Genomic DNA, 12,207 nt, shown 5'->3' on the forward strand with positions numbered 1-12,207 from the left:
AGATAAAAACATACCCGTCAGTTTTCGAAAAAACACGAAAACTGACGGGCTTTTAATGAACTATGAATAATTCAGGTTTATAATAATTTTACCATTTTAGTGACTGCTGAGTCCCGTTTTGGCATATCAAAACACTTATATTTTTTATGTTAGAAATATGATCAGATGGTATACAATTCTTAAGAATTAATTAATACACCCACGAAAAGATGAACACCCTTTACCGGTCAATTGTAAATTGGTATACTTGAAAGTGGCCTTAGAAAACAAACGAACACATACGAGTCATAATTCATGCATATATTACTTGAATATCATATAATCTGGTTGTCGGATAACATTTTGATGAGGGGTCCCAAAGGAGAATATCACTATGAACAGCAAATTACTTTCGTTTCTTGAAGAAATAAAGGCGCAAGGAAATATGTCCAAAGCGGCCCAAGCGTTATTTGTTACTCAACCGTACATCAGTCGGGTTATCAAAAATGCAGAAATCAATTTTGGCGTTAAATTAATCGACCGGTCATCCCATCCCATTCAGCTGACCTATGCTGGGGATCGACTGCTGGCCTATTTGCAGGAAGAGAATCGACTCAGATCCAACCTTGATCGGGAAATGACCCATTTGTCCCAGTTCAAATATGGTCATCTAACCATTGCTTCTAATGAAGTCGTTACCAATGACTTGTACAAACCGATTCTAGTTCGCTTCTACAATAAGTATCCAAATATTCATGCTCAAATCACCCGGATGACTAGCAGAGACGCTGAAAAGCGCCTGTTATCAGGAACACTTGACTTCTTTGTCGGCCATGCTTTGCAGAGTCACAAAGTTGATTATCAGCCAGCTGCTCGTTTGCCCCTTGTGTTGATTATTCCAAAGACCTCTAAACTATTTATCCCAGGTCAATTATATTCCAAATATGAAGACTTGGATCTCACCAAACTATCGGGTGAATCGTTTATTGGTACACCACAAGAAGATAACTACCAACGACTCGTTAATAGTTATTACAATGATGTCGGCATCACGCCAGAATACAGTATTGAGGTCCCAGATTTGCACTTGGCATCCGACCTAGCAATTGAACATATTGGCGCCATCGTCACCCCAGAACCATTTGCGGGCGAAGAACGGTTGACTGACGAGCAAAAGGCAGGAATCAATATTGTTAAGATCCCAACCGACGTGTTAACGGCTAACTTTGGTATCTCATATATCAAAAACAAACAAACGTCTGAACCTGTGACTGATCTACTTGAGATCATTACTGAGTATGTAGACGAGTATACGCCAAAACGGTAGTGTGCTGGCAGTAACGGTTCGACGTGGCTAAAGCAAAAGGAGTCATCACTGAAATCCTAGTTAGGGTTTGGTGATGACTCCTTTTGCTTTAGCCAGTTGCTTGACCCGACTGCTTACCAAAGGTGGAACAAGCGGCAAATTGTAATTCTTTCAAATTTTAAAGAAAGGCAACTGAATGCTGCAATTTGATCATTATTCTTCGACTGTTTTTTGAAGCCGGGTATGGTTCAATAAGATGTTCAAGATAACGGCGGTAAAGCTACCAACAACCATCCCATTACTCATGATAACTTGAACCGTTGCAGGCAAGTACTGGAACAAAGCCGGTTGGGTCGTAACCCCTAAGCCAAGTCCAACTGAGATGGCAATGATTAATAAGTTCTTGTTGTTTAATTCAACTTTAGATAACATCTTGATACCTTGGGCGCCAACCATTCCAAACATCACCAACATGGCCCCGCCTAAAACAGATGACGGAATCAATGTCGCAATTGCGCCAAACTTTGGAATCAATCCCAGTACCATCAACATAAATGCTGAATAGTAAATGGGTGTTAATTTCTTAATACCAGAAAGTTGCACGATCCCAACGTTTTGGGAGAATGTCGAATATGGGAATGTGTTGAACACACCACCGAGAATGGCAGCAATCCCCTCTGAACGATAGCCATGTTCCAAATCGCGGTCTTCCAATTTTCTGCCAGTAATATCACTCAACGCAAAGTAAACGCCGGTAGATTCAATCATACAGGTAAAGGCAGCTAATATCAGGGTTGCAATCGATGACCATTCAAACTTGGGTGTGCCAAAATAGAAAAATTGAGGCAATTGAGCCCAATGTGCTTGACCAACGGCCGCAAAATCAATTTGACCCATGAAAATTGCCACTAAGGTGCCAACCAGAATCCCAATTAAAATTGAGATTTGCTTCAAAAATCCACGTGCCCAAATGTTCAATACAATAATAACTAACGCAGTAAAAAATCCTAAAAACAAGTGAGTTGGATCTCCAAAGGCCTTGGCAGTTGTATCGCCACCACCAATGTTTTGAAAAGCAACCGGCATCAACGTAAACCCAATCAAGGTGATCAGTGAACCAGTGACAACGAGTGGAAAATATTTCCGCATGTGAGCAAATGGCTTGGCTGCCAATATAATGAACACCCCAGCGACGATAATGCCACCGTACATATACCCTAATCCGAAGTTCTTACCAATTGATTGCAAGGGGGCAACGTACTCCACGGCACACCCAAGGACAACCGGCAGTCCAATCCCAGTAATTGGGGTTCGGCGAATTTGTAGTAAGGTCGCAACCCCACACATGAAAATATCCATTGAAACTAAGTATGTCATCTGAGCGGCGTTAAACTTCAATGCAGCCCCAATTAATAACGGAACTAAAATATCGCCAGAATACATCGCCAATAAATGTTGAAAGCCTAAAATCGCATTCTTAATTGGTGACTTTTCTTCTGAAACGGAAACATTATTCATGATATTCTCCCTTTTATTCGTGTTTAACGTAATATTGTCATATTACCATGAATGAATCTTAAAAACAATTCAAATTCCGAATAATAGCGCTAACATCAGCCCTTTTTAACGACTGGTGCCGAATGGTTGGACAACTGGTATGCAAGTATTGCCTAAATAATTTCGCTTAAAACAAATAGATTGGTTAACGGTTACATTTTGCAAATCATTTTAAATGCTGATATGAAACGTTTTCACAGTCGTTTTCACTTGACTTATTATGAAAAGCGATTAGACTACTTACAGTAAAGTTCAATATCCGCGGAACAACTAACATATCAGGATAGAAATTCATCATTAACGAGGGAGATTTTTTTATGACAATCAATGACACAAGCGCATGGAAAGAATCATTACAATCAGCTGATGCATTCAGAGATTTTATTACAAAATATTTTCAGGAACACAAAGAACTAACCGGTAAGTATGAAGTACCTTCCTACTACGAATATTACACGGCCCATCTCGATAGCCGTGATGGGATTATCATCACTTTGACAACCGGCGTTAACCAGTCAGTTAACGCCACCATCTCACCATTGCCATTCAAGCAAAAGGAAAAGATGTCAATCGAAGACTTCCGTCAATTAATTTTGAACAAGAAGTTTGCTGACATGCAGGTTTCCCTTGCAGATGTCTTTAAGGCTGTTGCAGGCGTCCCAACTACTAAATAATCTGTTATTCGGCTGATCGCCGAATAAACAAATAAAGAGCGTAACCATTCCCAATTAGAGGATTGATTACGCTCTTTGTTTACATTATGAGATCGGGACTAATTTTAGTACCAACCGTATGCTTTCCAGTGCTTCTTGGCATTAACCCAACTACCATAACGCGCTTTAACGTAATGGTCAGCGGCCTTTTCTTGGTTGTTCTTTGAGTAATCACCGTGTAAGTATGATGAACTTAATTGATACTTACCAACGTAGCGACCGTTGCGAGCATGGTATGAACCTCTTGATTCATGATAGGCGATCCATGACTTTGCTTTTTGATTTGCTTTTGAAAGATTTGATTTATATACCTTGGTTGTCTTGGCGCTTGCGATTTCTGTGGTTGCGGCAACATCAAACGTGCCGTAGAAAGTTAATGCAGTCATTAAAACCATGACGAATTTTCTAAATTTCATTAAAATATTTCTCCCTCGTATTTACTCAACAGGGTAGAATATACACTCTCGTATTTACAGGGAGGTTGCTGGAAAATTACAAGCGTGTTAAACACGTTGTCATGTTAGTAATATTAGAAGGCAAATCTGATAGTAGAACAGATATATGCCTGATTTAACAGGCTTTAGGGCAAAAATAATTCTCTGACAAAATTAGTCATTGTCAGAGAATTCTAATGCCTTTTATTGGAAAAAGATTTGATATAAGTGTTTTCCAAGCAAATTCATGGCATCAATTTGCTGGTTTTGACGACCACTTTCGGATAAAACGACGACAACAAATGATTGTTGCCCTTTTTTGACAATTGCGGCGTCATTTTGAACACCATAATCTGGGAATTCACCAGTTTTATTATAAATAGTCGCCCTCGAACTGATTAGGGCTGGCAATTTTGTCTGATTCGCATTGTTCGCCAAAAGTCGTAACATTTCGGTATCATAACGACCACCCAGTAACTGATGCCGGTCAATTTTCAACAATGTCCGCCCTAAATCTGCTGCACTGGTATAGTTGTCGTGCCCAGCATTTAAGGCCCGATAGTCCAACATTTTTCGCTGCAATTTAGTGTGATGACAGCCAAGATTCTCAATTGTCCGGTTAATCTTGGAAAGGCCACCCAACTGATCAATTAACACATTGGTGGCTGTATTGTCACTGACTTTGATCATCAATTCAAGTAATTGCCCGATTGTCTGCTGATTGGTCCCGCGCTGGGCTAACACACCGGTCCCGCCAACCTGATCATGGGCGGGGATTGCCACTGCTTGCTTCAAATTCAGTGCCCCAGCTTTCACCCTCCTCATGGCTTCGATCATGATAAAAACTTTAATGACACTGGCAGACCGTTGCCGCCGATTGACCGCAATCCCAGTTGCTAATGGGTGATTGGCAGATGCCACGTAGACCGCCGTTGTTCCAGAAGCCTGTTGCACTGTTGCCCGAACGGCCTTGGTTACCTTGGCAGACTTAACCGTGCTGGCTGAACTTCCAGTCGCCTTTTTTGGTGGCACCTTTGTCGAACTGCTGGCCACCCGACCTACTTTTGAGTCAGAATGATGGTCGTTTGGCTGATGGGCGGAACACCCAGCTAACATAACGATCCCAGCTACGGCAAGAATACTAGTACTTAACCCAAACTTCATTGACTAAGTCCCCATCGTACGATTTGCCATCAGTCAGCACGGAATTGCCGTCATATGATGTGTAACCATAATACGTTTCGTTTTGGCCATTGCTCCAAGTGACTGTGACCTTGACATTTGAATTAATACTTTTGGTTTTATTCGTATCAGTCGTGACATCATATGATAGAATACCGCCTTGGCTGTATCCTGAAATAGTGGCAATCCCATGGAAACTGGTCCCATCTGTATTTTCCTGAAGAACCGTTCCGTCAGAATCAATCACCAAATCACTTTGAAGCCGATCAGGATCGTAATTATAGAATTCATAATCGCCAGCAAACTTTGGATAACTTGAAAAACTGCTGTTGGTACTTAAATTAGTTGTCCCGCCATTACTATTAGTCGCATTACTGGTTTGATTCTGTTTCTTAGCCTTCTTCAGCAAAAATGCATCGTTGCTTTTCTGCAACTGGAAGTACTCAGTCTTCAATGAACCAAAGCCGTGATCGCTCAAGTCCGCGATCCGGATCCCATTGAGGGCCTTGTTAGAGGCCTTATAATTGCCGCTTTCATTCAAATTGCGCGCTGTTTTGATAACCCCTTCGTACTCGGAAATCTTGTCTCGGGTCTTGGAAGTGATCTTTGGTTTCGTGTCATGACTCGCACTGTTGCTGGAGCACCCCGCCGTTGCAAACATCATTGTTGCTAATACACAAACTACCAATCGAAATTTCTTCATAATGATCTCCCACTCATAACCATAATATAATCTAATTATATAATAAGTGAATTCATCAAGATTAACAATCCTATTGCAACATTTCTATTAGTTATGAGCCGTTATATTGTATACTTAAGGAGTAACAGGGGGGCTTAACGTTGGACGAACATTTTAATAAAATCACCAAGGCCGGCTATGAACACATCAAATCCGAAATTCGCGATTTGGAAGAAGCCCGGCCGAATAAAATCAAAATACTGGCGGCGGCCCGGGCACTCGGCGACTTGTCGGAAAACGCCGAGTACAGTGCTGCTAAACGGGATCTTCGTCATTTGGAGAGTCGAATGCGATTTCTCAAGAAGCAACTTCAATACGCAAAGATTTATACCCCTACCGACAACGACACGGTTGAAATTGGTAAAACTGTGACTCTTGAGTTCATGGACGACCACTCAACGGATACTTATGAAATCGTCGGTACCCCCGAAGTTGACATCGAACACAACAAGATTTCAATTGCGTCGCCGATTGGGGCTGCGTTGTTAAACCATCATTCAGGTGATGCAGTACAAGTTTCTGCACCTGGGTTGACTTACCAAATCAAAATCATCAAAGTCACCAAATAAGTGAGCAAGCCAAGCCAGCTTAGCTCACTACTTTTTTGACGAAACTTACGATAAGCGGCTAATCCCCACCATTTACGCAAAACAAGCAGTGCATCCAAAACCAGATGCACTGCTTGTTTTCACTTAATCCCCGAGATCAGATGATCGAATCCCAGTTTCTTCTTAACGCTCATTAATCATATTCAACGACATCATCATTCTGCCCTTCACGCATTCGCCAGATCAATTTTTTGATCCCAGACAGGATAAATGTTGGCAAGGCTGACAGGATAATAATGCCAACGTAGAGGCCCATTGATAATGAGGCCGTTCCCATCACTTGATTAAAGAACGGAATCAATGTGACCAATACAGACGAGGTTGCGGCAAAACCAACCGCAAGGGTTAACCGGGAGTTGGTAAATGGATTCCGGTCAAACAGCGTCTTCGTACTTCTAGCATCATACACGTGCCAGAGTTGTCCGAATACCAAGGTCAGGAAGGCGATCGTCTGACTTTGGGCAATTGAAAAGCCTTGATTGGCTGCCCAAATGAAGGCGATAAACACGGCACCACCCATTACCCCACCGCGGATCAGCACTCGGCTGAGCATCCCATTGGCCAAAATTGATTGGTTAGTATCTCGGGGTTGTTGTTTCATCACATCGGCCTCTGCCTCATCGTATCCTAACGCAAATGATGGCAGCGAATCACTAATCATGTTCACCCACAGGACCATCAGTGCGGTCAGCGTTGGGGTCACTTCGGTAATGTGACCAATTGGTGCCGTAATCAGGAAGACTCCCAATAACAGCGAGAGTACTTCAGCCACATTGGTGGTTAATTCATGCCGCATAAAATTCAAAATATTGGCAAAAATGGTTCGCCCAGATTCTACTGATTTCTCGATGGTTGTAAATTTGTCATCTAATAAAATCAAATCAGCAGCATCTTTAGTCACTTCCGTCCCATTAATCCCCATTGCGATTCCGATATCAGCGGCTTTCAATGCTGGGGCGTCATTAATCCCGTCGCCGGTCATGGCCACCACCTGTTTGTGCTGCTGAAGCTGTTTGATAATGCGCTGTTTATGGGCTGGGGTCACTCGGGCATAAACTCGAGTGGTCAAGACAGCTTCGGCGAGTTGGGCATCGTCCATTGTCTCCAGTTCTTTTCCAGTAATCACCCGGGCAGTCTTTGATTTGATAATCCCTAACTGCTTGGCAATTGCTTTAGCGGTCGCGGCATGGTCACCGGTAATCATCACCACATTCACAGCGGCATCGGTTAATTTCTTAACCGATGCTCGCACTTCCTCACGCGGTGGATCAATAATTCCCACTAATCCTAAGAAGCACAGATCACGCTCAAGTTCTTCGCTTGGGGCATTCAATGCTTGATCTCGGGTGACCTCCCGTTGAGTAAGTGAAATTGTCCGCAGGGCGTTGTTAGCAAACGCCAGCATGGTGTTCTCAATATCAGCTGCAACTTCGCCAATGTCGACCACTTGATCATCAAGCATAGCTGAAGCGGTTCGATCTTTAATCACGTCCGGGGCGCCCTTGGTTAAACTATAGTATTTACCATTCTCTTTAATCACGACGGTCATCATTTTTCGAGTGCTGTCAAACGGCAGAATTCTGATGATATCAATGTCATGGTTGCCGCGTTCTTCTAACAAGGCATCACGCTTCACGCCCTGTTTGGCACCCAACACGACTAATGATACATCAGTGGGATTCCCAAATGGCCGCCAGTTCTGTTTATCATCGGGTTTAATTTCTGCTTCATTATTTAAGACTGCCACTTCCAAAAAGCGCTGGTAGTCCTTGGGGTTAACCGGCTTCCCATCGGTACGGATGATGTCACCAACCGGCGTGTAACCATTTCCCTCAACGTCATACACTTCGCCATTTGCCCAGAAACGAGTGACAGTCATCTCATTTTTAGTTAACGTTCCCGTCTTATCAGAGGCAATATAGGTCGTTGACCCCAGGGTTTCTACACTACTCAATGACTTTACCAACCCTTTCTGGTCGGCCATCATTTTGGCCCCAATTGTCAGCACAATTGAAAGGACCACTGGCATGGCATCAGGGATCGAGGCCACTGCAATGGCAATCGAAGTGGAAGAAATTCCGGCTAAGCTTTCCAGTGACACATTGCCGACTTGCAACAGTTGCTTGACAATATCGTAGCCGATTGTCAGGAGAATAATCAGCCCGGCAATGATCATCAATTTCTTGCTTAACCCGTGGACTGATTTTTCGATCGGCGTTTTCTGGTCGTCGATATCCTGCATTAAATTTGAAATTCGACCCAGTTCAGTGTCCATCCCCGTCGCGACCACCACGCCAATTCCGTTTCCGTTAACGACCATTGAGCCGGAATACCCCATGTTAGTGCGATCCCCCAGCTCGGTATCTTCGGAAACAGCTTCGGTATCCTTGCTGATGGCATCAGATTCACCAGTCAAATGTGACTCGTTAATCTGCAATTCAGCGGTCTTTAGCCACCGTAAGTCGCCGTCAATGAAGTCACCAGATTTCACACTGACGATATCGCCAGGAACCAAATCACTGGCTGCCACCGAAATCCAGTTGCTGTCCCGAAGAACGTGCATGTGATGCTGGCGCATGTTGGAGAGCGCTTCAAGCGATTTTTGGGCGGAGCGGGTTTGGTGAAAGGTCAGGCCACTATTAATCACCACAATTAGCAAAATTGCAACTGCTTCATAAACGGAAGCCATGGCATGCTTGTGGTCACCGGTCACGTTAAAATCGTACATTGCACTGGCAAGGGCTAATCCCGTCGCAACCAGCAGAATAATAATTAATGGCTCCTTAAAACTTTTCAAGAACATTTTCCAAGCGGGCTCTTTCTTGGCTGACTGAAGCCGATTGGGTCCATATTCCTGTTGGCGAAGTTGTGCTTTTGGTTCACTCAAGCCAGAAATTCGGCTAGTTTCAAGGGTTTCCAAAACTGACTTTGTGCTTTGACTATACCATTTCATCGGGTTCCTCCTTATAGGTGGGAATCTGTTTCGTCTAAAAAATACTTATAATAAGTATAACAAAGTCAAGCTGCTCACTTGTGAAAGTTTAGAGAATATTTGAGAAAAGTTTGAAGAATTTTAAAGTGTGCGCAGCAAAGCGGTTAGAAACCGGAGCCTAAGTGTCTTCAATCATAAATCCTGGTTTTGGATTTTTGGTTGAAGAGGCTTAGGTGCAGGTTTCTGCTTTGCGGAGCATGATTCTACTATGTGACATAAGTGCTTATGTGCAGGTTATTGCTTTGCGGAGCACTACTAATCTATCCAACAAGAAACCGCATAACTACAAGTTCCTCCTTTGCACCACAGTCCTAATTTACATAGAAAAGAAACTTCTGCCTTAGAATGCCCTGCATCACGCAACAAAAAAGGCCCCCAGGCAATCGCCCACAGGTCCAAATTCACTGTTCATCCCTATTTTTCGTTGAAAATTTATAATAAACGTAGCAAGCTACAATGACCACCACGACGACCAGAATCACCATCAACCATTGATCTAGTTGCCCAAGCATCTGTTCCCAAGCTTGCCCAGCAAAGTGACCAACGAGGATTAGCACCGTATTCCAAAGCAATGTCCCAATAATGGTTAAACCACTGAACTTGCCAAACGAATAGCCAGTCATCCCTGCCGGAATTGAAATCAAGCTCCGGACGACTGGAATGCATCGACCGATTAAAATAGCAACAGCCCCATGCTTGTTGAAATAATGACCGGCTTTCGCAATGTCTGCGGGCTTCAACCGTAAAATTTTGCCGATTTTCCCAGATACCAGCCGCTCCAGCTGTTCAACACTCAATAATCGGCCAACCCCATATAGGGCGACTGCCCCAAGGTAAGCCCCAGCAGTTGCTGCCAAAATCGACCCCAAAATGGTCAGCTTACTTGAGATCGTTAAATAACCAGTGAACACCAACACCACTTCAGAAGGGATCGGCGGAAAAATATTTTCGAAGGCAATTAGGAACGCAATTCCCCAATAGCCATATTGATTAATTAATTCAGTAATCGTACTCTCGCTCAATTAATTTCCTCGCTTCTCATTTTGGTAAGGCGATTATACCATATTCAAACTTTTCAATCTTTGGCATGTTGATTTTAATGGCTTATAATTGAAGGTAATTAATGAAGGAGGATGGAAATGAAGACATTAAAAATTGGTAACACCAACTTCGAAGCATCTGCAGTTGCGTTAGGAATCATGCGGATGGCTGGCATGGATACAAATGCCGCCGCAAAAACGCTGCAAACTGCTGTGGATACTGGGATTAACTACATTGATTCAGCCAACATCTATGGTGAAGGCGGTTCAGAAAAGAAGTTTAAGGAAGCCTTAAAAGCTTCTGGCATTTCTCGGGATAAACTATTTATCCAGTCAAAGGGTGGAATCGTCCTTGATCCCAGCCGCAGCCACGATGGCTTAGTATTCGGGGCTCGCTATGACTTTTCAAAGCAACACTTAATCGAAGCGGTTGATGGGATTCTGGAACGAATGGGCGTCGATTACCTGGATTCATTCTTGCTCCACCGACCAGATCCATTGATGGAAGAAGATGAAGTTGCGGACGCCTTTGATACTCTTCAGCGTGAAGGTAAAGTTCGTCACTTTGGGGTTTCCAACTTTGATCCTGAACAAGTCGAAATGGTTCAATCATGGGTTAACCAACGACTAATCATTAACCAACTGCAATTTAACGTGGTTCATTCCGGCATGATCAAGGCTGGCCTCCATGTTAACAAGGCCGGTGATGATAGTAATGATCATAACGATCAAATCATCGAATATTCACGCCGCAAACACATGACTATCCAAGCTTGGTCACCATTTAATTATGGCTTGTTTGATGGTATGTATATCAATGATCCTAAGTATGGCAAACTAAACGATAAGTTGGCTGAATTAGCTGACAAGTATGGCGTTTCAAAGAATGCCATCGCGGTAGCCTGGATTCTCCGTCATCCGGCTCACATTCAAGTATTGTTAGGCACAATGAATCCTGACCATATCAAGGATAGTGCTGCTGGTGCTGATGTCGAATTGACGAAGCAGGAGTGGTACGATTTGTACTTTGCTGCGGGTAATGACTTGCCTTAAAAAGAAGTGAGCGACGAGCAACGGTTTGACGCGGTTATCTAAGGGTCCGCCAACTGAAATCCCGGTTTTGGATTTTGGTTGGCGGATTCTTAGATGTTAGCGTCAGTTGCGTCGGAGCGGTCCTCAACAAGAATATGGAATCGAAGGCTCCAACCATTGACCCCGGAACATAACTCAAAACAGCCACTGATAAACGGCTTTGTTTGTCAGTGGCTGTTTTGTGTTATGTGGTAGGGGGCGAACGGTCCTCAACAAGAATACAACCAATTGACCCTGGAGCAATAATTGATCGTGGTTTAAGTTAGGAAGAAATAATTAAATATTAGAGTATGCCTTAAGATCCTTTAAACAGTCTACATTAAAAATTTGTTTTTAGTGTACTGTGCACATTTTCCTTGTCAGGAAATAAAGCGACTTGATTTATTTCAAATGATCAATTTAATTCATTTAACATATGTTTCTTGTTACTATCATTACTAGGAATTACTAATCTGATTGGTTACTTACTCTTAATTATACAGAACCACTTTTGGATTAATCACATCGTGAATGTTTTGCAAACTAAACATTTTACCATCACGGGATTCAACAAGAAAAGCCA

Annotated in this window: 10 protein-coding genes; 4 read left to right on the plus strand and 6 right to left on the minus strand. The window is 43.0% G+C overall.

Annotation, left to right across the window (positions count from 1 at the left end; translation table 11 throughout):
* Positions 1 to 373 precede the first annotated feature (373 nt).
* Positions 374 to 1,306, plus strand: coding sequence for a LysR family transcriptional regulator (locus tag QUF07_RS03185; protein ID WP_289426775.1), 933 nt, complete (start codon positions 374 to 376; stop codon positions 1,304 to 1,306).
* Positions 1,307 to 1,498: 192 nt separating this feature from the next.
* Here the strand turns inward: QUF07_RS03185 and QUF07_RS03190 are convergent, their stop codons facing one another.
* Entirely contained in the window at positions 1,499 to 2,803 is a 1,305-nt protein-coding gene (locus QUF07_RS03190; protein WP_056981234.1) for a nucleobase:cation symporter-2 family protein, read from the minus strand.
* 356 nt (positions 2,804 to 3,159) lie between these two features.
* Between QUF07_RS03190 and QUF07_RS03195 the strand changes: the two genes are divergently transcribed.
* On the plus strand, positions 3,160 to 3,516 hold the full coding sequence (locus tag QUF07_RS03195) for a hypothetical protein (RefSeq protein WP_054748959.1): 357 nt from the start codon (positions 3,160 to 3,162) through the stop codon (positions 3,514 to 3,516).
* A 104-nt stretch (positions 3,517 to 3,620) separates the two neighbouring features.
* Here the strand turns inward: QUF07_RS03195 and QUF07_RS03200 are convergent, their stop codons facing one another.
* From QUF07_RS03200 to QUF07_RS03210, 3 genes are all read right to left on the minus strand, one after another.
* Positions 3,621 to 3,971, minus strand: a complete 351-nt coding sequence (locus QUF07_RS03200) for an aggregation-promoting factor C-terminal-like domain-containing protein (protein WP_056981233.1) — start codon at positions 3,969 to 3,971, stop codon at positions 3,621 to 3,623.
* Between the two features lie 222 nt (positions 3,972 to 4,193).
* Positions 4,194 to 5,153 carry a serine hydrolase gene (locus QUF07_RS03205; RefSeq protein WP_217162479.1) on the minus strand — a complete coding sequence of 320 codons (960 nt, stop codon included), beginning with the start codon at positions 5,151 to 5,153 and terminating at the stop codon, positions 4,194 to 4,196.
* A complete protein-coding gene (locus tag QUF07_RS03210) occupies positions 5,131 to 5,874 on the minus strand; it encodes a hypothetical protein (RefSeq protein ID WP_217162481.1) in 744 nt (247 codons plus the stop codon). The genes QUF07_RS03205 and QUF07_RS03210 overlap by 23 nt, the downstream gene beginning before the upstream one ends.
* A 140-nt stretch (positions 5,875 to 6,014) precedes the next feature.
* On the opposite strand from QUF07_RS03210, the gene greA reads away from it, so the two are divergent.
* Entirely contained in the window at positions 6,015 to 6,482 is a 468-nt protein-coding gene (greA, locus tag QUF07_RS03215) for a transcription elongation factor GreA (RefSeq protein WP_289426776.1), read from the plus strand.
* 172 nt (positions 6,483 to 6,654) lie between these two features.
* Here the strand turns inward: greA and QUF07_RS03220 are convergent, their stop codons facing one another.
* Both QUF07_RS03220 and QUF07_RS03225 read right to left on the minus strand, forming a co-directional pair.
* On the minus strand, positions 6,655 to 9,474 hold the full coding sequence (locus tag QUF07_RS03220) for a cation-translocating P-type ATPase (RefSeq protein WP_289426777.1): 2,820 nt from the start codon (positions 9,472 to 9,474) through the stop codon (positions 6,655 to 6,657).
* A 440-nt stretch (positions 9,475 to 9,914) separates the two neighbouring features.
* On the minus strand, positions 9,915 to 10,535 hold the full coding sequence (locus QUF07_RS03225; RefSeq protein WP_217162486.1) for a DedA family protein: 621 nt from the start codon (positions 10,533 to 10,535) through the stop codon (positions 9,915 to 9,917).
* Between the two features lie 117 nt (positions 10,536 to 10,652).
* Between QUF07_RS03225 and QUF07_RS03230 the strand changes: the two genes are divergently transcribed.
* On the plus strand, positions 10,653 to 11,606 hold the full coding sequence (locus QUF07_RS03230) for an aldo/keto reductase (protein ID WP_289426778.1): 954 nt from the start codon (positions 10,653 to 10,655) through the stop codon (positions 11,604 to 11,606).
* The last annotated feature ends 601 nt before the right edge of the window (positions 11,607 to 12,207 follow it).

This window comes from Lentilactobacillus sp. TOM.63, assembly GCF_030361045.1.
Lineage (GTDB): Bacteria > Bacillota > Bacilli > Lactobacillales > Lactobacillaceae > Lentilactobacillus > Lentilactobacillus dabitei.

Bases quoted from the DNA above. Each gene is read 5' to 3' on its own strand.
- QUF07_RS03185 (WP_289426775.1), top strand. From the start codon at position 374: ATGAACAGCAAATTACTTTCGTTTCTTGAAGAAATAAAGGCGCAAGGA.
- QUF07_RS03190 (WP_056981234.1), bottom strand. From the start codon at position 2,803: ATGAATAATGTTTCCGTTTCAGAAGAAAAGTCACCAATTAAGAATGCG.
- QUF07_RS03195 (WP_054748959.1), top strand. From the start codon at position 3,160: ATGACAATCAATGACACAAGCGCATGGAAAGAATCATTACAATCAGCT.
- QUF07_RS03200 (WP_056981233.1), bottom strand. From the start codon at position 3,971: ATGAAATTTAGAAAATTCGTCATGGTTTTAATGACTGCATTAACTTTC.
- QUF07_RS03205 (WP_217162479.1), bottom strand. From the start codon at position 5,153: ATGAAGTTTGGGTTAAGTACTAGTATTCTTGCCGTAGCTGGGATCGTT.
- QUF07_RS03210 (WP_217162481.1), bottom strand. From the start codon at position 5,874: ATGAAGAAATTTCGATTGGTAGTTTGTGTATTAGCAACAATGATGTTT.
- QUF07_RS03220 (WP_289426777.1), bottom strand. From the start codon at position 9,474: ATGAAATGGTATAGTCAAAGCACAAAGTCAGTTTTGGAAACCCTTGAA.
- QUF07_RS03230 (WP_289426778.1), top strand. From the start codon at position 10,653: ATGAAGACATTAAAAATTGGTAACACCAACTTCGAAGCATCTGCAGTT.